The following is a 22,555-nucleotide window of genomic DNA, read 5'->3' as shown; positions in this document are numbered from 1 at the left end:
AATTTGTGTTTTTTATTTGTTTCCAAGGTAAAAGTTGATTCCCAATGCAAAGCGTAAGGCCTGATCTTTTCTTTTTCCGTTGACAAGCCCTTCCCAATCATCTTTAAATCCAAGATCATATTGAGCAGAGGCTCTTAGCGAAAAGTTGTGATCGATCATGTATTCAAGGCCACCACCAACCTGTCCTTTGTATTGAGGTTTATATTTAGAGTACAGTGCTCCTGCCCCTCCATAAATATAGGGGCTGAATCTGTATTTTGGAAAAAGAAGGTATTCCAGATTCACTTCAGGGCCGAAGTAGTTTCTTTTGACAATATTTTCATTTTCAAGGGTAAAATAGTTGCCGTTTACCTCAACATTAAAGTTAGGAGTGAGAAAATATTTCATTCCCACTTTCCCACCAATATTCATTTTAGGATTTACATAATCATCTTTAACTTTCTGAGCTTCTACATTAGCAAATACGGAAACTTTTTGTCTATAATTCTCTGGATATCGGTTTCCTACAGCTCTCCCATTATTATGTTCCTGCTCTTTATTGTATTCATTGATTAATGCCTGATAACTTGTAGTGTTATCAATTGCTTTTCCCCATATTTTATCCTGAATTCCTTCTACGATAAGCGATTTAACTGCTTTTTCAATAGCTTCGGTTACGGCTAATTGAACGGGCTCATTTTGAGTTAATCCTACCTCAGCTTCCAGAAGTCTTTCAGTATCTATATATCTGAAAAAGCTTCCATTGATACTGGTTGAAAGAATGGTTTTAGAAGTGTAAACTGTTTTAAGAATTTCTCCATTAAGGGTAGAAACAGCACGCAGATAAATGGTAATTCTATCCTGACGGTATTGTGTGGAAGCTCCAATACCAAAATAACGGGCACCAAGACCTCCTGTCAGGATATTGCTGTCATAGGAAATGACTCCTCCTTCCAGAAGAATTCCGGCATATAGAAGTGGAGGAAGTGACTGAGTATTTTTATCTGCATCTTTAATATATTCCTGACGTGTGGATCTGATAATTTGCCTTTCATTGAGCAGATTGGCAATATTTTCCCTTTCAATAGGAATAAACCAACGGCTGTCTTCGAGTGCTTTAATAAGAATGGTAGTGGTACCTTGTGGCACAGCAGTGCTCCAATTGTTACCATTTTCAGAAGGTTTATACTGACCAGTCTGGTCTCTGAATTTATAAACTCCTATCACTATTTTTTCTTTAGGCAGAGGGAGTTTCTTAAGTTCTTCTGTGGAAGAGGTTACCTCTCCCATTGTTGGCTTTTCAGGATCTGAAGGTAAGCCAAAGATTGAGCTACAGGCCTGTAAAACACATAGCAGAAAACTACAGAAAAAAATTCTGGTGTAAGTGTAAGTTCTCATGATAAGTTTGGTTTTAAGTTTCTATTTTATTTTGGAATTACGATCTCGGACTGATCGCCTGTACTGGTATCCAAAATATTGATCAAAAGTCCCTGATTAGTATTGGTAATCTGTAGGTAAAGTGACCCAAAAAGATAATTACCCGGTTTTATATTTCCATCACCAAACTGCTCATCAAAGAGTTTTCTTGAAAGTTCACTGAGTATTTGTCTGTTTAAACTCTGAGTAAAGCTATCAAGGGAATTCACTTTATCAAGCAGATTGCTGTAATCGTTTTTTTGGTCAAACTGATTCTGCGCATTGGCTGAGCTTAAAAGCCACTGATAATTAAAAGTATCTCCTCCAAATGCAGGATTAATCGGCTTATAAACAAGTTGCTGAGATTTTCCTTGGAAAATACCCGCAACAAAAAGTAAAAGAATAACAAAAGTTTTCATAGCGGACGTTTTTAATAGATAAATTCATTTTTTATAAGGTTTTTCTTTGCTGTAAATTCCTTGATATATTTTAAGCTGAAAGATAATTGCTCTTTTAAATAATCTTCTCCCGGATTGGTCATAAAGCTGTAGATTATTTTATCTTCCATCTGAATATTGATCTGACCACTTGTTCCCCGAAGAGGAAGTTCAGAAATAGTGATAGCGCTGCTGCTTTTGTCCGGAAGCTGACTATACTGAATATAAAACATATCGTAAAAGTCTTTTCCAACCTTGGTTTTGGTTTCATCAATAGTAAGTCCCTTAAGTTCATAAACCGCATCATCTTCCACCTTGGCTATCTTTTTTTTAAAAAAATCACTATTGAGTTCAAGACTGTCTTTTGCAACCAACGTTTTAGATTCTTCGTCTCTGATATAAAGGAAAGCTTTCAACGCGTCTTTTGATTCAAGATTGACACTCATCTCAGATAATACCTTTACTTCGTTAGGATTCACAGAAAACTTACCACTTTGCTGATTATTGGAAAGGTTTCCTCCGTTTCCTTTTTTTATAGATATTAAAAGATAATTCAGTTCTTTGTACACCGCCGTATTATTAACAACTATAGCTTTTATTTTGATTTGGTTTTCCAACGTGCTGCTTTCAATTCTTGCGGTTACTTTTTTATCCTCCTGCCCATAACCCAATATAAACAGGAAGACAAAAAAAGTATTCAAACTCAGGATGGATAAAGGTTTCATCATTTGTGATTTAATAATTTCTCATGAAGACGGTTCTGTTATCTCCTTTTACATTGATCTGAATTCCGTCTGAAATGCTATTGCTTCCCGTAACGTCAACGATATTATTACTTCCTTGCGTAATTATGGCAGCCTTGGTTTCCTTATCTGTGAATGAATTGATAAAATAAAGAGCGTTATAGTCTCCAAGCTGCTTTACAGTAATAATGGTTTTGTTATTAAGAGAAAGTTCTGCATTATTATAGTCACCCATCTGAATGATATTAGAGTAACCGGCATTCATTTCAATATTCTGTTTGGTGATAAGATTTAAGATTGTATTGCTGTTGATCTTATCCCAGTCGATTTCCTGAGCCTGCAATGGCAACACCATATAAAGAGCTAAAACACTCCATCTCAAATTAAACATGGCATTGATATTTAAATTAAACATACATTCATAGAGAATGGAAGAAAACCCACCCAGTAAATATTGATATACAATCATAATTTCCTGGCAATTTTAAGCTTTAAGCAAAAAAGGAGAACCCACACCTGTAGTTTCTCCTTTCAATGTTAAAGATTACAGTATTAAAAAGGGCTTAGTTCGATTGATTTACAACCATAGAGTTTCCATTACCTACCTGAGTTCCAATATGAAGGTGAGCATCACCAGTTTGAGTTACCCAAGTAAAGTTACCGTTACCAGCTTGAAGGTCAATGGCCATATTGGAATCTCCTAATTGTGCTTGATATAATTGGTTTCCATTACCCACTTGTATTCCTACAGCAGTGTTATCATTACCCACCTGAGCAGAAGCAGCAATATTATTACTACCTAGCTGTGTATGATTCGCAGTGTTATCATTACCATCCTGATACTGAACAAGCAGGTTATTAGCTCCTATCTGAAGTCCATCAGCTTCATTTCGTCTTCCTAACTGAACCTGATAAGCCATATTACCACTTCCTAACTGAATCGCTGAAGCGTCGTTTCTTCGTCCATCCTGATATTGATATACAGAGTTACCAATACCAACTTGTACGGATGAAGCATCATTTCTTCTTCCAATCTGAGTTTGTTGAGTAGAATTCAATAAACCAATCTGCCAGGTTGATGCATCGTTTCTATTTCCTGTCTGGCTTACAGTATTTGAGTTTCCGATACCTATTTGATCTACGTCTATTGAATTTCTATTTCCATTACTTACTGCAGTATTCATATTTAAGATACCTACCTGGTCAATATCTGCAGTATTACGGTTTCCATTCTGTGTTAAAGAATTCATGTTCAAAAGACCTGTCTGGTCTACAGTAGCTACGTTCAAGTTTCCTGTTTGGGTAGTCACATCAATATTAGATTGAGCGAAACTGAAACTCATGGCGATTAGTGTTAACACACCTGAAAGTAAATTTTTCATCTTAGTAAAAATTAATTGGTTAATAGTGTAAATCGTCAGCAAAAAGTGTACCGATTTAGTTCAGAACTAAGATAGTGTTTTCATAATAAACAGAACAAAAAAAACCATTAAATTTGATTTATTATGACAGCCAAAAAACCAATCAGTAATCCTGAAAATTATTTAAAAGACATCCGCAGAAAAACCAGAAGGATTTTCACCGCGGAACAAAAGATCCTAATTGTGATGGAAGCCCTTCGGGCTGAAACCTCCATAGCCGAACTCTGTCGCAAGCACGCTATTCAGGAATCTACCTTCTACAAATGGAATAAGGAGTTCATTGAAGCCGGTAAAAAGCAACTCTCAGGAGATACTCTTCGCCAGGCAACCTCCGAAGAAGTCTCTCAGCTTCGGGAAGAGAACCGAAAACTCAAGGAGACGGTCGCCGACCTCGTTATCCGCTACGACATTGTAAAAAAAAGTTTGGAAATTCTGGAATAACCGAAAAATACAGAAAGTATATGAGGTTGTTACCTGAAGAAAAACTGGAAATCATCCAAATGGTTACCCGTAGTGAAATCGGCGTGAACAGGACACTCAGGGAACTTGGCATTCACAAAAGCACCTTCTACAAGTGGTATAATCTGTACCTTGAGAAAGGTGAAGCGGGATTTCATTCTTCCCCTTCTTCTGGCAGAAGGCAGTGGAACAACATTCCTGAAGAAGAGAAAAATCTGGTGGTAGAAATCGCTTTGAATTATCCTGAACTCTCCAGCAGAGAACTGGCTCATAAAATCACCGATGAGAAGGGTGTATTTATCTCAGAATCCAGTGTTTACCGTATTTTAAAGAAAAGAGGACTGATAACGGCTCCATCGCACATCCTGATTTCTGCCTCGAATGAATTTAAGGATAAAACCAATTTTGTTCACGAAATGTGGCAGACAGATTTTACTTACTTTAAAATTCTGGGTTGGGGCTGGTACTATCTAAGCACGGTGATTGACGATTTTAGCCGCTATATCGTTCATTGGGAATTGTGCCGAAATATGAAGGTGAATGATGTTCAAAGAACCATTGACCGAGCTGTGAAGAAAGCAGGTTTAAGAAAAGGACAAGTTCCGAAACTTCTGTCGGACAACGGTTCTTGCTATATTACCGAGGAATTAAAGGAGTATTTACACGATAATCACGGCATGAAGCAAATCCATGGAAAGCCCGCTCATCCACAGACGCAAGGCAAGATTGAACGCTACCACAGGACGATGAAAAATGTGGTGAAACTGCATCATTATTACAGTCCAGAGGAATTGGAAGCGGCTTTGGAAGTATTTGTAAACCGCTATAACAATGAGCGTTATCACGAATCTTTGAAGAATCTAACTCCAGCGGATGTGTACTTTGGAAGAGCCGATGAAGTGTTGAAAATAAGACAGCAGATAAAATCTGAAACTCTAAAAAGAAGAAAAAAGGAATATTACAAAAGAAAATTAATCGAAACCTAATTTTTTTTCTTTTTAAAAGCAAAAAACTAAACTTTAAATTCTATATTTGAAACAGAAAACACTCTCTAAGAAAAAGTACACTTTCTTTTGAAGACATACAGTTAATAGTATGACAAAGGTATATGCTCCATGTTAATGAGAAACCACCATCAAAGTGTAAATTATAAAAGTCACCATTTATGGTTTCTAAGCTCACTATTTCTGGTATTTACGGTATCACGGATTTCAGTTACGTAGAAATACGGTATATAGAATAGTCATCAACAGTTCATCATTCATTTGCAAAGCAAAATTCACGATTAACCTTCCTATTCTATTGGTTAATTAATGTTAAGGCCTTTATTTCTTCAGGAATATATTGTTAAATTTGAGCTATGGAAAATTTTGGAAAAGATTTATTAAGGAAAATAAAAAGTGTAGAGCTACCTGGCGAACCCGCCCATGGGGTATTCTCTCCTCCCTATCGTCCCGTTTTTACATACGATGAGGTACTTGCAAAAAATCCTAAGTTTGCAGCAGTGAATATTGTGTTGTATCTGAAAGATAATGAGTGGTATTTTCCTTTGATCCAAAGAACCATCAATGAACATGACAGACACAGTGGACAAATCTCATTACCTGGCGGAAAGCGTGAAGAAATGGATCAGGATTTTGCAGAAACTGCAGTTCGAGAAACCTCCGAAGAAATAGGGATAGATAAACATTATGTAAGAATCATCAGAGAAATGTCTCCCATCTATATTCCTCCGAGTAATTTTTATGTATATCCTTATATTTCATATACTAAAAAGAATCCGCTCTTCGTTCTTCAGCAGAGTGAAGCTGTAGAGACCATTGAGTTTCCGATCACTTCTTTTTTAAATCTGTCGGATACTCCAGAAATCATGGCACTTCCGAGTGCAGGTGGAAGTGAAGTTCCTGTCATTAATTTCAATGGATATATTATCTGGGGTGCTACGGCAATGATATTAAGTGAATTCAGCCAGTTGCTGAAAAAAATGTAACTTTGCACTACCGTGTTTAATTAAAAAATGGCGAAGAAAAATATTTTCACCGATGCATTCGGAACACCTTATTTTTTAAAAAGGTTTATTATTTTTATTTTAGGAGTGGTATCCTACAGAAGGTTCAACGGCTTTAATAAGTTAAAAATAACCGGAACAGAGCACCTTGTGGATCTTCCGGATTCCAATGTATTATTTGTATCTAACCACCAGACTTATTTTGCTGATGTAGCTGCAATGTATCACGCTTTCTGTGCCGTAAATAATGGATATTTAAATACGATTAAGAATCCGATCTATCTGTTAAATCCAAAAATCGATTTCTACTATGTAGCAGCAGAAGAAACCATGAATAAGGGTATTCTTCCTAAAATATTTAAGATTGCAGGAGCTGTAACAGTAAAAAGAACCTGGAGAGCGGAAGGAAAAAATGTCAACAGAATGGTAGACATGAGCGAGGTAGACAATATTATGAAAGCACTGGACAACGGCTGGGTAGCAACCTTCCCTCAAGGAACAACATCTGCTTTTGCCCAGGGACGAAGAGGGACTGCCAAATTGGTTAAGAATCAGCGTCCTATTGTTATCCCAATCAAAATCAACGGATTCAGAAGAGCATTCGATAAAAAAGGACTTCGTGTAAAGGTTACCGGTGTAAAACCTACCATGGAATTCAAGGCTCCTTTGGATATCGATTATGATAATGAAAAAGCACCGGAAATCTTATTGAAGATCATGACTGCCATTGAGCAGACCGAAGACTTCAATGTATTACACAATTATGATGAAGAACTTAAAGCTAAAAAATTAGAACAAAAGGACTCAAATAATTAAAGTAAATTAAAAATTATGAACAGAATAATCGGAATTTTATTCGCCATCATAGTATTTGTTTCATGCAACAGCCAAAAAGTATATTCGGATTTCGACATCAGCTATTCGAAAAGTGGTGGCTATGCTCCCGTCTATGAAAATCTGCTTATCAAAGGGAATAATGTACATTATTCTTTTGAAGGTCAGGGAAAAAAATACAAACAGGATTTTAAAATTTCAAACGAAGATCTAAAAAAGCTAGATCAGGTTCTTTCACAGAATAATTTCAGAAGAATACAGGAAGATCGTAAAAAATTATACGACAATATTGCTACTTCGATCAATGTTAAAAGAGGTCCTAATGAAGGCAGTAAGTCGGATGCCAGTATGATTATTCCCAATTATCAGACTAACTGGAATAATATTCTTGAAGCTTTCCAGCAGATCATTAATACTAATGTTAAAAAACAGTAAATACAATTGAAAACCCACTTCATTGCTATTGGCGGAAGCGCTATGCACAATCTTGCCATTGCATTAAAAGATAAAGGATATCAGGTTACCGGTTCAGATGATGCTATTTTTGAACCGTCAAAATCCAGATTGGAGAAAAAGGGAATATTACCTCAGGAAATGGGCTGGTTCCCGGAAAAAATCACTCCGGACATTGATGCTGTCATCCTTGGAATGCATGCTCATCAGGATAATCCTGAACTGGCGAAGGCAAAAGAATTAGGGTTAAAAATATATTCTTACCCGGAATTTCTATACGAACAATCTAAGAATAAAACCAGAGTGGTTATTGCCGGATCACACGGAAAAACAACCATTACATCCATGATCCTTCATGTGCTGAATTTTCATCAGAAAGAGGTAGATTTTATGGTGGGTGCTCAGCTGGAAGGCTTCGACTGTATGGTAAAACTAACTCAGGATAATGATTTCATGGTATTGGAAGGTGATGAATACCTTTCCTCTCCTATTGACCTGCGTTCAAAATTTTTATTGTACCAACCGAATATCGCTCTGATGAGTGGTATTGCATGGGACCACATCAATGTTTTCAAAACATTTGATGATTATATTGAACAGTTCCGAAAATTTGTAGCAAGCATTACTCCAGGTGGTGTTTTAGTGTACAATGAAGAAGATCCGGAAGTGGTGAAAGTAGTGGAAAATGCTGAAAATTATTTCAGAAAGATCCCTTACAAAACTCCTGAATATGAGATCAGCAACGGAAAAGTATATCTAAAAACGGAAATGGGAGATGTTCCTCTTTCTGTTTTTGGTGCACACAACCTGTTGAATATGGAAGGGGCAAGGCATATTTGCCAACAGCTGGGTATTATGGACGAAGATTTCTATGAAGCAATTATGAGCTTCAAAGGTGCTTCCAAACGTCTTGAAAAGGTAGAAAGAGCAGATAAAGGAACATTGTATAAAGACTTTGCCCATGCTCCCAGTAAGGTAAAGGCTGCTGTAAAAGCATTCAAAGAGCAGTTTAAGAATGAAAAGAAATACGGCTTCCTTGAACTTCATACCTACTCTAGCTTAAATCCTGCCTTTTTAGAGCAGTATGACCACGCTATGGACGGATTAGAAGAAGCGGTCGTTTTCTATTCTGAAGATGCTTTAAAAATTAAAAGAATGGAGCCTATTTCTCCGGAATTTATTAAAGAAAAGTTCAAGAATGAGAATCTAAAGGTTTTCACAAATGCTGAAGATCTTCACGCTTACTGGAATACATTGGATAAAGCCAACGGAGTTTATCTGATGATGAGTTCAGGAAACTTTGGCGGGCTGGATCTTACGAAATAAATTCAATTTGAGAATGAGTTAATTTGAGAATTTGAAAATAACAATACCTCAAATTTCCATATAAAATAAAAATTCCTTTCATCTTATGAAAGGAATTTTATTTACTGTATTCTTTTAAAATATCTTTTGATCACATCATTGATTCCGTCCCCATCAAGGTCATCTATACGATCTTCTATTACCATGTTTGTTTGGGTTAATTGAGAAATGGTATAAGGATAATCTTCTTCCCCTTCATACCAGAATTTTTTAGAAACTGGATCATAGGTATAGTTTCTGGTCACTACATCTGTCTGTATGCAGGTATTATTATGAGAAGCAAACGTTATTGACGTCATATCCTTCTCTTTAAACTCATGAGTATCCTTTTTGTCACATCCCTCCGGAGTGTAAAACGTCGTTTTTTTGTCTTTGGACGTATACTTCTCAGCACTTTCCATATACCATTTTCCAACAATAGAAACATTATTCGTTTGTGGTTCATCATCATTACTGCTGCTGCATGCTACAATTGAAAGTAAAGCAAATGGTAGAAATAATTTTTTCATTCTTATAGTTTAAATTAGATTTAAAACTTCGAAATTACTTTAATTTTGCCTGCTCTGCATCAATTTGAAGTATGAGATTTCTCAGAATATCTTCAGTAGAGAGCTCACTGTAATCATGAATAGACTGTCCTGTCCAAATACCTACAAAGTCTGCATTCTGTTTAGCTTTAGCAGCTTTCCGTAATGCGTTTGTTAGTTTATTTTGATAAGGATAAGGCAGAATATATTCAGAGTTTTCAACCGTATCAATAAATTTATTTTTAACTCCTCTGGCATATCTGCCTGAAAAGCTTTTTGTTAACATGATCTCATCTTCTCTTACTTTTTTAAGCCTTTCTTTTTCAAAAGGCTGCAAAGCGCTTTCCTGGGAAGCCAATAAAAGATTGCCTACCTGAAATCCTTGTGCTCCCAAATCTTTTACTGCCCGTAAAGTTTTCCCGTTGTAAATTCCACCTGCATAGACCAGCGGAACCTTTATGTGATCGTATACCTGTGATAATAAAGACAAACCTCCGATCTGTGGAACATGCTCCGGATCAAAAGTTCCTCTATGGCCACCAGCTTCTGTTCCCTGTACACAGATGATATCAATCCCTGATTTTTCTAAAATTAAAGCCTCACTTACAGAAGTACAGGTACCAATAAGTGTGATTCCATTTTCTTTAAGCTTCTGAATACTTTGATCATCCAGATTTCCGAAAGTAAAACTTAAAATTTTACAATTTTCTTCAATTACCACATCCACCAGTTCATGATAAGATCTCACTTTAAGATCTTCCAGATCAGGCAGACTGACTTCAATATTATTGTCTTTTGCAAGTTGCTCTAAAAACGTTCTGGTTTTAACAAATTGATCTTTTAAAACCTCTGTTATTTCGGGAATATGATGTACAAAAATATTAGCTGCAAAAGGTTGATCTGTTAACTTTTTTGTCTCCCTGATCAATTCAATAGATTCATCTGCTGAAAGATCAGCTAATGCCAGCGATCCCAGACACCCTGCACTAGTTGCGGCAGCAACCATTGGTACAGTACTCACTCCAAACATCGGAGCCTGAATAACAGGATATTTTACTCCTAATTTTTTACTGATTGTTTCCGGCCAAAACATAGAAATTATTTTAAATAAAAAGGTACAAAAAATAAGAATACCTCATTTTCAACAGGATATGACATTCCTCACGCTGAGCAGAAAATAAAAATCCCGCAGATTTCACCAACTTCACAGATCAAAATCTGCGTTATCTGTGAAATCCGCGGGAGATATGTTATTGTAATTAAATATCCGCTACAGAATTCAGCATCTTTTGCTCCCATTCCGGGTCTTTTGGATCAAAGAATAATCTTTTCCCTGTATCTAAAGAACGGACAACATTCATTTCATCTGCCGTCAGTTCAAAATCAAATACATTAAAATTCTCTTCAATTCTTGATGGGGTCACAGATTTCGGAATGACTACAAAACCTTCCTGTAAATGCCATCTCAGGATTACCTGTGCCACTGTTTTTCCATATTTCTCAGCAATCGCCTTCAGATCAGAATTACTTAAAAGGCTAGCATTTCCATTACCAAGCGGGCTCCAAGGCTGTGTTATAATATTATTTTCCCTATCATACACCTGTAATTCTTTTTGTTGGAAAACCGGGTGCAGTTCAATTTGGTTGATGACCGGAAGAATCGTTGAGTTCGATTTTAGCTCTTCAAGCTTTTCAACGGTAAAATTACAAACTCCAATTGCTTTAATCTTTCCTTCCTGATACAGCTCCTCCAAAGCCTTCCATGTTCCCAGAAAATCACCATAAGGCCAGTGAATAAGATACATATCCAGATAATCCATCTGTAGTCTGTCTAACGTTCTCTGAAATGCACGCTTTGCTTTTTCATACCCATGATCCTGAACCCAGACTTTAGAGGTTATAAATAATTCATTTCGATCAATCCCACTGTTTTTTACGGCATCTCCTACAGCCGTTTCATTTTGATAAATAGCAGCAGTGTCAATCATTCTATACCCTGTCTGAATAGCTTTAATGACAGCATTTTCGCATTCTTTCAGGTTCTCCATCTGCCATACTCCAAAGCCTAAAGCAGGAATATCCACTCCGTTATTTAAGGTTACTACAGGTTGTCCTGTGTAAGTTTTCTTTTGCATAAATCTTTATTTTTATCATTAATATAAAGTGATGAAACAAATTTGCAATAAAAAAACGGAATTCTGGCTTACCAATTTTACTGTTTATTGTTAAAAAATGTTATTTGATGAGTGTTTGAGATAGGTTGAAAAATGCTGAGGTACAAAGATTTTATCTGCGATAAAATGAATTCTGCATATTTAATAGCCACGGATGCACGAATAAAATTGTATATGAACCGTTTTATCTATAAAATCTATGTTGCTATGTGGTTTATTTTTTTTGAACCACATAACAACATAGATGATAAATGCAAATAAAATTATTCGTGCATTGGTGGCGAAATATCATCAATATCACACTCCCGAAAATCTTCGATTTTCTTGCGCCTTTGCTATTTCCAACCTCCAAATATTTGTCACTCTATCTATGACTGGTTCAAATCTCTATTTTCCTTATTTTTGTGGAAGTGATGATTCTTAAATCCTTCATATAAGCCTGTAAATGGAACAGTATACTTTTAATAAAATTGCCAAAGATTCGAAGATCCCTTATGAATTACTATTGTTAGCTGACGAAACCGTTGAAGCTATTAATCAATACATCTTCAAATGTGATATCTATCTGTTACATGACGGAACAGAAAATATTGCTGTGATGGCTTTATATAAAAACAGTGATACTGAACTGGAGATTAAAAATATTGCAGTGATCGAAAGCTATAGAAGCAAAGGAATTGGCAGTATTTTAATTAACAAAGCCAAAGAAATTGCCCGTGAAAGCCGTTATGAAATTCTGAGTGTAGGAACTTCAGATACAGGATTTGAGCAGATTCGGTTTTATGAGAGAAACGGTTTCGTAAAAAAAGGGATACGTAAAGATTTCTTTATCGAAAATTACTCATTACCGATTTATGAAAACGGGTTGCAGATGCGGGATATGATTATTTTAGAATATACTTTTTTTTGATTTTTCAATACTATAAATTACTCCTTTGTGTCCTTCAAAATCAAATTCTTTATCGAAAGTAAGGCCAAGCTTTTGTAATACTTTTATGGAAGCTATATTCTCAGCCATTGCTCTTCCAACGATCTTTTCAAGATGCAGCTGATCAAATCCGTATTTTAAACAGGCAGCAGCACTTTCTGTTGCCAATCCTTTGCTCCAATTTCTTTCAAAAAACCTGAACCCAATATCTGTTTCATCTTTAAATATATCATATTTTAATCCACACCATCCCAGAAACTCAGTGGTTGATTTATCAATAACAGCCCATCTTCCATATCCATTCTCACTATAATCTTCATAGTTTTGCAGAAAAATCAGCGCTTCCTCCTCATTCTCAAAAGGTGAATCACCTGTATATTGTATTACATTGGGGTTCGCATTAAGTTCATAAAAATGATAAGCATCCTCAATGGTTAACTCTCTTAGCAATAGCCGGTCAGTTTCTAATACTTTCTTCATCATCCTGATCTAATCTTTGCCCATTACTTTACGGAATAACCCTTTAATATGCTCTATTTCCGTTTGATAATTGGTCTTTTTTCTACATCCGAAATACAAGGTATTTTCCAGCTTCTTCTTTCCCTCCCAGATCAGCTTTACTTCTCCACTGTCAATTGCGTTCTTGCATAAGAAATCCGGAACAACGGCTAATCCTGTGCCTCCTTTCAGGCAACGAATAATAGAATTGAGATTAGGAACGATATAATTGGGGCGGAAATTCGGTTTGTGACCAAAATTTAGAGTCCAGAACTGGAAAAGATGTTCCATATCTCCGGTGGTTCCGTACCATTTCTCATTCTTCAGCCATGCTTCGATCTGTTCTGCATCTTTTGTTTTTAAAACTTTTTTAAAAGCCTCTGTATCTATCTCTTTTCCTCCCACCAATATAATCTGTTCCGAAGAAAATGCTTCATGCTGTATATTAGGTGAAGATCCTTTTTTCGGAGTGATGATGAGATCAAGGATTCCTTTATCCAGCTGATCCAGCATTTCAGGATATTCTCCAAAGCTGATAATCAAATTGAAAGGTAATGAAGAAACATATTGCTCCAAGGTGGTCTGAAAAGTTTCAAAACACATTCCCACACTGATGGTTGGGGTATGCTTTTCGATAGATTTTTGAAAGTTTTTTTCTACATCCTCCAGTTTGGTAAGCGGTTCTGCTACAGCATTGAATAATACTTTCCCTCTTTCTGTAGGAATCATTTTTCTACCCGTTCTGTCAAATAATTTATATCCAACATAGGCTTCCAGTGAGCCTAAATGCAAGCTTACCCCGGGCTGTGAAATGAATAGAGCATCCGCTGCACCTGTCAACGTCCCGGTTTTATAGATCGCCTTAAAAGTACGATACCATTCTAAATTGACCATGCCTTAATTATTAATATTCTGATATAAAATTACAAAATAATTATAATACTAATATCATTTTCATGCTAATAAAAATCCAGGTTTATATATCTTTGTTTTGACAAGATCCGAATATTATAAGAGAGAAGCACGCCTTTGCATCCTTCTTATCTTACCAGTCTCTTTACCTGAATTCAGATTATTTTAATACTTGAAGGATGGTATCCTGAAATTTTTCTGGTTCATCCTTATGAATCTGATGCCCAGATTTTTCAAATAAGAATAAGCCTTTCTTAGGTGCTTTTACCTTTTGAAAATATTCAGTTGTAATTCTGGTAGAAGTTTGAATATCATTTTTACCAACAAAGAAATAAATAGGACATTCCACTTTTTTTAAGGTTTTTGGAAGATCGATATTCATCACTTCATTCCATGCAGGTGACCATGTTTTTGACCACTGTAGAAAACCTTTCTTGAAATCATCACCTGTTACATACTGTTTACCATCTTTATAAAAAAGCCATTTTCTTAAATAAAATAAATCTTCATCAACTTTGAAAGGAATCTGTACACTTGCCAATTCTTTACTGGCAACAGGATCTTCTTTAAAGCGATCTTTTAAAATACTTAACAGTTCTTTCTCACTCTCCAATTGACTAACAACTGGATTCACCGCAAAATAGGCATGTAAAAGCTCAGGATGATTCCTAACAATATAAAAACCTAAAGCGTTTCCCCAAGAGCTCCCTAATAGATATATCTTCTCCTGTTTTAATTCTTTTCTCAAAAAATTGATAACCTGATAGGTATCTTTTCCCATGAGATCAACTGAAGGCTGAACGGGAGAAGGATTTAGCTCAAGGGTTTTTCCGGCATCTCTCTGATCCCATTGAACAATAGTAAATCTATCTTTTAAAAGTGTTGTAAAAGCCTCCGCATTTTTCCGCATTGAACTTCCCGGCCCGCCTGATAAAAATAAAAGCACAGGTTTACCCGAGTCATTTGTTTTAATATCTATGGCCTGTTTTATTCCACCAATTTCAGGGGTTAAGAGCGTATCAATTTTTACTTTCTGTAATTGGGCTAAACCAAGTACGGAGCATAGTAAAAAAATAAAAAGAATTGTTTTTTTCATGATTTCTAAATTTTAATTGACTTTGATTCGAATAATCTATTGCAAATATCCTTCAGAGAATCATGAAAAAAGTCTCAATAAAAATACTCGAACTGATTGTAATGAAAAAATGAGTTCGAGTATCTACATATAAAAGTATGAATAATTACAAAATATTAAAATTCAATTATTTAAAACAAAAAAAAAACATTTAACTGGTCTATTTTCAATGCAATATGAATAGACAATTTCGAATTAAAAATTCGCTTTCTATAGAAACAAAAATCAACAAGCGAAAAGACACTACCCTAAAAAGGACACAAAAATTCATTTATTATTTTATAAATATCTCTTTATTGCTTAAAAAATCTGCATAATAATCAGGAATCTCGCTTTTCTCAATCGCCTGTAAAGTTTGTTCAAGCGGATAACTCAGCTGTACAATTTCAGGAATAATTTTTTCTTCATCTAAAGTAAGTATGAGATAAGAAGCCAATCTGTTTTCTTCTTTGGATCGCCCTACAGAACCACAATTGATCGCCCATTTCTTATTTTCAAACTGTTTAGTAAATGATAAATGAGTATGTCCCATAACAATAACATCAGATTGAGACTCTTTCAGCATATCAGAAAAAACATCATCTTTCTCAGAATCATATAGATAAGTATCGTTGCTCGTAAGACTAGAATGTACCAACTGAATATTCCAATGTTTGTTCCCTATTTTATAATTTACTTTCAAATGAAAAGGAAGCTCAGAAAGAAATTGTTTATTCTCTTCTATAATATGTTTTTTAGAATGATCTATCGCAATAAATCTGGCCTCCGTTTCTTGTTGAGAATGCTTAGACAAAGGAAAAACAGGTAGATTAAAAGCAATTCTTTCATCATGATTTCCAAGCAGACAGGGAATATTTAGACTCTTAATTCTTTCTATTACTTCATTTCCCCAAGGTGCAAAATCAACTAAATCTCCTAAACAGAATTTCTGATGAATTCCCCGATCTTCAATATCCTTCAACACGACTTCCAATGCCGGAAGATTCCCGTGTACATCACTGAAAACTGCTATCTGTATCATTCTTTGCTAATTTGTTAATCAAATTTACAAGACGAAAAGCAAATCCTGTTCAGATATGACATGACTTTTTACCATGAAAAAGAATTAATAAGGATGAATTTTTGCCTAGTAAGTACATTTTTGGGAGTGGCTGAAAAAAAACTCAAATTTTGAACTCTTCTATTTTATTAATACTAAGTATTCATTTCAATGTATAAATATTCTGATACTTTGCTATAATTTATATTATTTTTATTATACGTAATCTCATTCTAACTTTGCAGAGTAAAATTTAAACAATCATAAAAAAATGAAAAAAGTACTCATCATTAACGGAGGACAAAATTTCGGACATTCCGGAGGAAAATATAATCAAACAATCGCAGAAAATACAACAGCTGTTCTTAAAGAATTTGATAATATAGAGGTAAAAATCACTAACGTAAGCGAAGGTTATGACAAACATGAAGAGGTAGAAAAATTCGTTTGGGCAGATTATATCATTTACCACACTCCTATCTGGTGGTTCCAGCTTCCAAACGGGTTTAAGAAATATATTGATGAAGTTTTCACAGCAGGTCACGCCAAAGGTATTTATATGAGTGATGGTAGAAATGCAGCTAATCCAGAGATCAACTATGGTACTGGCGGAATGCTTGGTGGAAGAAAATACATGTTAACAACTAGTTGGAATGCTCCTAAAACAGCTTTTACTCTTCCCGGAGAATTCTTTAATGAGAAAAGTGTAGACGAAGGGCCATTATTTGGATTCCATAGAATGAATGCTTTCGTCTCATTAGAAAAAATGGAAAGCTTTCACTTCCATGATGTAGAAAAAAATGCCAACATAGAGCGAGATATGAAACTCTACAGAGAACATTTGAAAAACGTCTTTGAAAAAGAATTAAGACCAGAATTAGTATCATGAAAAAAATATTGATCACAGGTATTACCGGCTATATAGGCGGGAGTATCGCCAAAAAACTGCTTGACAGGAATTATGAGGTGATCGGACTGGTTCGTAATGAAGCCCACGTGCAGGAACTGGAATCGATGGGAATCAAGACCATTATTGGGAATATCCATCATGAAGATCTTATAAAAGAAGTCGTTACCAGTGTTGATGCTGTCATCCATAATGCTGATTCAGCAGATGATGCCTATGCTGCAGATAGCTTTATCAAGGCATTGGAAGGAAGCCATAAAACATTCATATTCACTTCTGGATCTGCTATTTTCGGCGGCAAAGAAAATGGTAAAAAAAGTGATTTTGTTTTCAGAGAAGATTATCCTTTGATTCCAAGACTGGAAATGGCATCAAGGGTCCTTATCAATAATTATGTTCTGCAGTCAGCTCAAAAGGAAATAAGAAGTATTGTGATTGTTCCCACAATGGTGTATGGACAAGGTCTTGGCTTAAAAAAAGACAGCATCCAAATCCCTGCCCTGATTCATTTTTCTGAGAAAAAAGGACACGGTGTTTATTTTGGAGAGGGTGAAAATATATGGTCAAATTTACATATTGAAGATTTGGCAGACCTTTATGTCCTGGCACTGGAAAAAGCAAAAAGCGGTTCCATCTATTATGCAGAAAACGGTTCCTCATCTTTAAGAAACATTGCTGAAATTATCAGCAAAAAATATAATCTGGAGCCCGCCAGATCTTTAAGCGTACAGGAAGCCGTTGACAATTTTGGTCCGGCAGGCGGCTATTTCGGTTTTGCCTCCAATAGTATATGCAGCGCAGACAAAGCAAGAACAGAACTGGGATGGAAACCCATCTATACCTCCATTGAAAATTATATTTAATTATGAAAATTCATCTTACAGCTATTATAAAAACCAAAGAAGACCATCAGGCAGAAGTATTGGCAGTTCTTCAGAAAATGGTAAAAAAAACAAGGAAAGAAGAAGCTTGTGAGCTTTATAACCTACATCAGGGAATTGAAAACAAAAACGAATTTGTCTTCTATGAAATCTGGAAAAGCAAAGAAGGATTGGATCAACACAATCAACAGCCTTACATCCAGGCTTTCGGAGCCTTAGTGGATGAAAAGCTTCAGGAAAAACCACAAATATATTTAACTCATATCATTTAAATATGAAAAAAATAACGTTTTTAATACTGGCCATTTTCACGATAGGATTTATACAGGCACAGACCAAGAAATCAAAAAATATGAAAAACAAAATATTATTCGTCGTAACCAGCCATGATAAAAAAGGCAGCACTGGTAAGGATACAGGATATTACCTGGGAGAAGTTTCCCATCCATGGGAAGTTCTTCACAAGGCAGGCTATGAAATTGATTTTGTAAGCCCGAAAGGAGGAACGCCACCAGTAGACGGATTTGATTTAAAAGATCCTGTAAACAAAGAGTTCTGGGAAAACACAGACTATAAAAACAAAGTCGATCATTCTTTAACACCATCACAGGTGAATCCCAAAGAGTATTCAACTATTTTTTATGCAGGAGGTCATGGAGCCATGTGGGATTTTGCAGACAATACAGAACTGGCAGACATAGCTTCAACAATTTATGAAAACGGAGGCATTGTAGCAGGCGTTTGCCACGGCCCGGCAGGTTTGGTTAATATCAAACTGAATAATGGAAAATATCTGGTAGATGGAAAAAAGATCAATGCTTTTACCAATGAAGAAGAATCTGCTGTACAATTAACGGATGTTGTTCCTTTTTTACTGGAGAATAAATTAAAAGAAAGAGGAGCAAAATTTGAAAAATCAGGACTTTGGCAAAACCATGTGGTAACGGATCAAAGAGTGATTACGGGACAGAATCCACAATCTGCCAAGAGTGTTGGAGAAGCAATTTTAAAAGAATTAAATAAAAAATAAAAAATGGAATACAGAAAATTAGGAAACACTGATCTCGAGCTATCTGTAATTACGCATGGAGCTTTTGCCATCGGTGGAAATATGTGGGGCGGTAATGAAAAACAGGATTCTATTAACTCTATTCATGCATCATTGGATCATGGAGTCACCTCTATTGATACGGCTCCTTTTTACGGTTTTGGATTAAGTGAAGAAATGATTGGTGAAGCTATTAAAGGAAAAGACCGTTCAAAAATTCAGTTGTTAACTAAATTCGGTTTGGTATGGGACGGAAGCAACAACGGAAAGGGAGAATTTTTCTTTGATGCAGAAGATGAAGGTAAAGTAATCCCTGTTTATAAATTCGCTTCCAAAGAAAACATTATCAAAGAAGTTGAAGAAAGTTTAAAAAGACTGGGTACAGATTATATAGACCTTTTACAACTTCACTGGCCAGATAGTACCACAACCATCAGTGAAACGATGGAAGCTATGGAACTATTAATTCAGCAAGGAAAAATTCGTGCTGCTGGAGTAAGTAATTATAGTGTCGCCCAAATGGAAGAAGCTAACAAAACATTGAAATTAGCGAGCAACCAGGTTTCTTACAGTATGCTGAACCATGCCATTGAAAACGATCTGGTTCCTTATTCTTTACAGCAAAATTCAGGAATTATCGTATATAGTCCAATGGAAAGAGGTCTTTTAACAGGTAAATATTTTAAGGATAATACATTAAAAGACAACGACCACAGAAACGGTTATTTTTCTCAGTTTGATTTAAATAAAGTAAAAACTTTCTTAGAAAAAATTGAACCTATTGCTCAGGAAAAAGGAGCAAGCCTTTCACAATTGGTATTAAAATGGACTACCCTACAACCGGCAATTACAGTTGTATTGGCAGGAGCAAGAAATGCTCAGCAGGCTGTTGAAAATGCTAAAGCGATAGATATCACTCTTTCTCAGGAAGAATTGAACTTCATCAATTCTGCTTTGAAAGAGCTTTAGTAAAAGGAAGCTGGAAGTACTATTGTCTATTAGATATTACTACTAGTAGCTTAATTTAATTTAAATTAATAATTAAATTGAGCTTTAGTAAATCATATAGACTTCATTAACTTCCAGCTTCCTTACTTTATTACTTTGCTATCGGCATGTGGGTACTCACTGCAATCCTATTCCATGCATTGATGGTCACAATTGCCATAATAATCTGTGCAATCTGAGCTTCATCAAAGAATGTCTTAGCTTTTTGGTAGGTCTCCTCAGTTAATCCTTTATGGCTGATCAGGGTGATTTCCTCTGTCATGGCCAAAAGCACCTGCTCTTCTTCTGTAAAAAACTCTTTTGCTTCTGTCCATCCGTTCAGAATAAAAATTCTTTGAGGCGTTTCACCATATTTGATGGCATCTTTTGTATGCATATCAAGGCAGAAAGCACATTTATTGATCTGGGAAGCTCTGATTTTAATTAATTCCTTTTGAATATGGGTTAAAGAAGTTGTCTGTAAATACCCTTCTAATCCCATCATCGCTTTATACGCTGCTGAATCTACTGTTGCAATATTTAATCTTGCGCTCATTATATTTATTTTTTGGTTAATTGATCTATACTAAAAGAATATTGTTGCTGAACAGCCAATAAAAGAGCTGCTGCACTTCCCACCCAAACTGAATAATCGAAAGGAGCCTTAGGACCTAGTGCTATAGCCATTGATACTGCAAAAATCAATAATAAGATACTGCTTCCATAAGCTGCAATCTTAGTTTTAAAACCTACAATCAGCATCAATGGCAATAAAATTTCTAAACATGTGGCTGCATAAGCTGAAAAGGTACTCAATGCTTCCGGAAGAAAAAAGGTCAGCGATCTTGTATACTCTTCAAAGCTTTTCATGTTTCCCCATGATGAGTTTTCTGCACTCCATAACCCGAAACGGTCAGCTACTGCAGAAAGCATGGTTACAGAAAGAGCAAGTCTTAAAAATAGCTGCGGAAATTGATTTTGTGTATTTGTCATTGCGTTAGCTTTTAATCACATGGCAAATTTCCGATATCTGATCCGTAAAAAACTTAAACTGGTTTAAGAACGTAATTTTGCTTTAATTTCACTTAAATATTCTGGAGTAAAACCAAGAAATGAAGCGATAAGATATTGAGGAATTCTTTGTATAAACCAAGGATAGAGCGTACTGAAATGTACGTACAACTCTTCCCGTGAATATTCAGCAAGGTAACGAAGCTTCCTTTCTGAAGCGGCATACGCTCTTTGATAGATAATTCGGAAATATTTTTCCATCACAGGATGTTTTTCAAGTAACAATTCCTGACTTTTAAAATCAATGACAAGAATGGTAGACTTTTCCACAGACTGAATATTAAAATCTGTCTGCAACTGTCTCTCATAGGCAAACGTATCAGTAATCCACCAGTTTTCAATAGCAAACTGAGTGGTATGTTCCACTCCTTTTTCATTAATAAAATACTTTCTCAGGCAACCTTCCACTACAAAATACATGTTTCTGCAAACCTCACCTTCCAGCATCAGACCTTGTTTCTTTTTCACCTTCAATACTTCGAAGAATGAGAAAATTGAAAGATACTCTTCGTCTGTTACCGTAATGAATTTATTTAAATGTGCCTTGAAATTATCCATCTTTAGAATTGAATACTCAAACTTAACTTTATTTTTTTAGTTTTACAATGACAAAATATGAAATCATGGAACTCGTTGCTAAAATCCTTATCGCAGTCGTTGCACTGGAACATCTCTATATTCTTTGGATGGAAATGTTTGCATGGGAAACCAAAGGAAAAGAAGTTTTCAAGGCTGCTCTTCCTCCGGAAATGTTTAAGCCCACAAAAGGATTGGCAGCCAATCAGGGATTGTATAATGGTTTTCTGGCTGCCGGGCTGATCTGGTCTTTTCTGATTAAAGATCCGCAATGGCAGGATAATATTGCTCTATTCTTTTTGGGGTGTGTAGCCATAGCTGGTATTTATGGAGCAGTTTCTGCCACCAAAAAGATATTTTTTGTCCAGGCACTCCCGGCAATATTGGCAATTATTGCAGTTTTACTGAAGTAATTTCACTCGTCATATTGTACAGATTTTTCTAAAAAACATATGCATGATCAAAACACCTTTATCGTTAATGGTAAAGGGAAATGTACGATGAGTATCTCACTCCATAACCTAACTTAAAACCAGCTTCTTATACCTAAAAAAATCCATTTAAAATAAAATTCGTAAATTTGCAACGTCGTAAAAAACTGATACACAGGTTTTTTATAATGATCCACATTTTGATGAAATGTAGGAATTCAAGTTGTTCTGTACACATATCTTTTATTACCTCATCAGTAATTTAATTGTAGAATCCATGTAAAAGATTAACTTCTTTTTACACATGACACTCTTTTTCTAGAGTA

26 protein-coding genes and 1 pseudogene are annotated in these 22,555 nt (G+C 35.6%); 12 read left to right on the top strand and 15 right to left on the bottom strand.

The window, feature by feature from the left end; translation table 11 throughout:
* Nucleotides 1-12: 12 nt before the first annotated feature.
* The 5 genes from EL260_RS06010 to EL260_RS05990 form a co-directional block, all read right to left on the bottom strand.
* Nucleotides 13-1,377: a CsgG/HfaB family protein gene (locus EL260_RS06010; RefSeq protein ID WP_123859292.1), complete on the bottom strand. Its 1,365-nt coding sequence runs from the start codon at nt 1,375-1,377 to the stop codon at nt 13-15.
* A 26-nt stretch (nt 1,378-1,403) separates the two neighbouring features.
* The gene (locus tag EL260_RS06005; RefSeq protein WP_123859291.1) at nt 1,404-1,814 is read right to left on the bottom strand and encodes a curli production assembly/transport component CsgF; all 411 of its coding nucleotides are present in this window, start codon (nt 1,812-1,814) and stop codon (nt 1,404-1,406) included.
* Nucleotides 1,815-1,825: 11 nt separating this feature from the next.
* A complete protein-coding gene (locus EL260_RS06000) occupies nt 1,826-2,560 on the bottom strand; it encodes a curli production assembly/transport protein CsgE (protein ID WP_228445336.1) in 735 nt (244 codons plus the stop codon).
* A gap of 7 nt (nt 2,561-2,567) precedes the next feature.
* Nucleotides 2,568-3,044, bottom strand: a complete 477-nt coding sequence (locus EL260_RS05995) for a hypothetical protein (RefSeq protein WP_232534824.1) — start codon at nt 3,042-3,044, stop codon at nt 2,568-2,570.
* Nucleotides 3,045-3,138: 94 nt separating this feature from the next.
* On the bottom strand, nt 3,139-3,957 hold the full coding sequence (locus EL260_RS05990) for a hypothetical protein (protein WP_123859289.1): 819 nt from the start codon (nt 3,955-3,957) through the stop codon (nt 3,139-3,141).
* A gap of 123 nt (nt 3,958-4,080) precedes the next feature.
* On the opposite strand from EL260_RS05990, the pseudogene EL260_RS05985 reads away from it, so the two are divergent.
* The 5 genes and pseudogenes from EL260_RS05985 (at nt 4,081) to EL260_RS05965 (ending at nt 9,076) form a co-directional block, all read left to right on the top strand.
* Nucleotides 4,081-5,441, top strand: a pseudogene (locus tag EL260_RS05985) (IS3 family transposase).
* Between the two features lie 374 nt (nt 5,442-5,815).
* Nucleotides 5,816-6,445, top strand: a complete 630-nt coding sequence (locus EL260_RS05980) for an NUDIX hydrolase (RefSeq protein WP_123859288.1) — start codon at nt 5,816-5,818, stop codon at nt 6,443-6,445.
* Nucleotides 6,446-6,472: 27 nt separating this feature from the next.
* The gene (locus tag EL260_RS05975; protein WP_045493822.1) at nt 6,473-7,279 is read left to right on the top strand and encodes a lysophospholipid acyltransferase family protein; all 807 of its coding nucleotides are present in this window, start codon (nt 6,473-6,475) and stop codon (nt 7,277-7,279) included.
* Between the two features lie 15 nt (nt 7,280-7,294).
* On the top strand, nt 7,295-7,732 hold the full coding sequence (locus tag EL260_RS05970) for a hypothetical protein (RefSeq protein WP_123859287.1): 438 nt from the start codon (nt 7,295-7,297) through the stop codon (nt 7,730-7,732).
* Nucleotides 7,733-7,738: 6 nt separating this feature from the next.
* Complete coding sequence (locus EL260_RS05965; protein ID WP_123859286.1) at nt 7,739-9,076, top strand: UDP-N-acetylmuramate--L-alanine ligase; 1,338 nt, start codon at nt 7,739-7,741, stop codon at nt 9,074-9,076.
* 101 nt (nt 9,077-9,177) lie between these two features.
* Here the strand turns inward: EL260_RS05965 and EL260_RS05960 are convergent, their stop codons facing one another.
* The 3 genes from EL260_RS05960 to EL260_RS05950 form a co-directional block, all read right to left on the bottom strand.
* Entirely contained in the window at nt 9,178-9,624 is a 447-nt protein-coding gene (locus tag EL260_RS05960) for a lipocalin family protein (protein ID WP_123859285.1), read from the bottom strand.
* A 34-nt stretch (nt 9,625-9,658) separates the two neighbouring features.
* The gene (locus tag EL260_RS05955) at nt 9,659-10,735 is read right to left on the bottom strand and encodes an NAD(P)H-dependent flavin oxidoreductase (RefSeq protein WP_123859284.1); all 1,077 of its coding nucleotides are present in this window, start codon (nt 10,733-10,735) and stop codon (nt 9,659-9,661) included.
* 166 nt (nt 10,736-10,901) lie between these two features.
* Nucleotides 10,902-11,777: an aldo/keto reductase gene (locus tag EL260_RS05950; RefSeq protein WP_123859283.1), complete on the bottom strand. Its 876-nt coding sequence runs from the start codon at nt 11,775-11,777 to the stop codon at nt 10,902-10,904.
* A 484-nt stretch (nt 11,778-12,261) separates the two neighbouring features.
* Here EL260_RS05950 and EL260_RS05945 point away from each other — a divergent pair, with 484 nt between their 5' ends.
* A complete protein-coding gene (locus EL260_RS05945; RefSeq protein ID WP_123859282.1) occupies nt 12,262-12,726 on the top strand; it encodes a GNAT family N-acetyltransferase in 465 nt (154 codons plus the stop codon).
* Here the strand turns inward: EL260_RS05945 and EL260_RS05940 are convergent.
* The 4 genes from EL260_RS05940 to EL260_RS05925 form a co-directional block, all read right to left on the bottom strand.
* Complete coding sequence (locus EL260_RS05940; RefSeq protein WP_123860660.1) at nt 12,706-13,224, bottom strand: GNAT family N-acetyltransferase; 519 nt, start codon at nt 13,222-13,224, stop codon at nt 12,706-12,708. The genes EL260_RS05945 and EL260_RS05940 overlap by 21 nt on opposite strands.
* Nucleotides 13,225-13,233: 9 nt before the next feature.
* Nucleotides 13,234-14,136: a LysR family transcriptional regulator gene (locus EL260_RS05935; protein ID WP_123859281.1), complete on the bottom strand. Its 903-nt coding sequence runs from the start codon at nt 14,134-14,136 to the stop codon at nt 13,234-13,236.
* Between the two features lie 178 nt (nt 14,137-14,314).
* Nucleotides 14,315-15,250, bottom strand: a complete 936-nt coding sequence (locus EL260_RS05930; protein ID WP_123859280.1) for an alpha/beta fold hydrolase — start codon at nt 15,248-15,250, stop codon at nt 14,315-14,317.
* 313 nt (nt 15,251-15,563) lie between these two features.
* Entirely contained in the window at nt 15,564-16,310 is a 747-nt protein-coding gene (locus EL260_RS05925; RefSeq protein ID WP_123859279.1) for a metallophosphoesterase family protein, read from the bottom strand.
* A gap of 289 nt (nt 16,311-16,599) precedes the next feature.
* On the opposite strand from EL260_RS05925, the gene EL260_RS05920 reads away from it, so the two are divergent.
* From EL260_RS05920 to EL260_RS05900, 5 genes are read left to right on the top strand one after another with little or no spacing between them, the layout of a single operon-like run.
* Nucleotides 16,600-17,217, top strand: coding sequence for an NAD(P)H-dependent oxidoreductase (locus EL260_RS05920; protein ID WP_123859278.1), 618 nt, complete (start codon nt 16,600-16,602; stop codon nt 17,215-17,217).
* Nucleotides 17,214-18,098: an NAD-dependent epimerase/dehydratase family protein gene (locus tag EL260_RS05915; protein ID WP_123859277.1), complete on the top strand. Its 885-nt coding sequence runs from the start codon at nt 17,214-17,216 to the stop codon at nt 18,096-18,098. The genes EL260_RS05920 and EL260_RS05915 overlap by 4 nt, the downstream gene beginning before the upstream one ends.
* A gap of 2 nt (nt 18,099-18,100) precedes the next feature.
* Nucleotides 18,101-18,388 (top strand): putative quinol monooxygenase, encoded by a 288-nt coding sequence (locus EL260_RS05910; protein WP_123859276.1) that lies wholly within the window; start codon nt 18,101-18,103, stop codon nt 18,386-18,388.
* Nucleotides 18,389-18,390: 2 nt separating this feature from the next.
* Nucleotides 18,391-19,146 (top strand): type 1 glutamine amidotransferase domain-containing protein, encoded by a 756-nt coding sequence (locus EL260_RS05905; protein WP_198418059.1) that lies wholly within the window; start codon nt 18,391-18,393, stop codon nt 19,144-19,146.
* 3 nt (nt 19,147-19,149) lie between these two features.
* Nucleotides 19,150-20,133 carry an aldo/keto reductase gene (locus EL260_RS05900; RefSeq protein ID WP_123859275.1) on the top strand — a complete coding sequence of 328 codons (984 nt, stop codon included), beginning with the start codon at nt 19,150-19,152 and terminating at the stop codon, nt 20,131-20,133.
* Nucleotides 20,134-20,263: 130 nt separating this feature from the next.
* Here the strand turns inward: EL260_RS05900 and EL260_RS05895 are convergent, their stop codons facing one another.
* From EL260_RS05895 to EL260_RS05885, 3 genes are all read right to left on the bottom strand, one after another.
* The gene (locus tag EL260_RS05895) at nt 20,264-20,707 is read right to left on the bottom strand and encodes a carboxymuconolactone decarboxylase family protein (RefSeq protein ID WP_123859274.1); all 444 of its coding nucleotides are present in this window, start codon (nt 20,705-20,707) and stop codon (nt 20,264-20,266) included.
* 5 nt (nt 20,708-20,712) lie between these two features.
* The gene (locus tag EL260_RS05890) at nt 20,713-21,144 is read right to left on the bottom strand and encodes a DoxX family membrane protein (RefSeq protein WP_164466606.1); all 432 of its coding nucleotides are present in this window, start codon (nt 21,142-21,144) and stop codon (nt 20,713-20,715) included.
* 63 nt (nt 21,145-21,207) lie between these two features.
* Nucleotides 21,208-21,780, bottom strand: coding sequence for a Crp/Fnr family transcriptional regulator (locus EL260_RS05885; protein WP_123859273.1), 573 nt, complete (start codon nt 21,778-21,780; stop codon nt 21,208-21,210).
* 65 nt (nt 21,781-21,845) lie between these two features.
* Here EL260_RS05885 and EL260_RS05880 point away from each other — a divergent pair, with 65 nt between their 5' ends.
* Nucleotides 21,846-22,211: a DUF1304 domain-containing protein gene (locus EL260_RS05880; protein ID WP_123860658.1), complete on the top strand. Its 366-nt coding sequence runs from the start codon at nt 21,846-21,848 to the stop codon at nt 22,209-22,211.
* The last annotated feature ends 344 nt before the right edge of the window (nt 22,212-22,555 follow it).

It is taken from the genome of Chryseobacterium nakagawai, from assembly GCF_900637665.1.
GTDB classification, from domain to species: Bacteria; Bacteroidota; Bacteroidia; order Flavobacteriales; family Weeksellaceae; genus Chryseobacterium; species Chryseobacterium nakagawai.
Note: the sequence above shows the minus strand (reverse complement) of the source record. Positions and strands in the feature narration are given on the sequence as shown.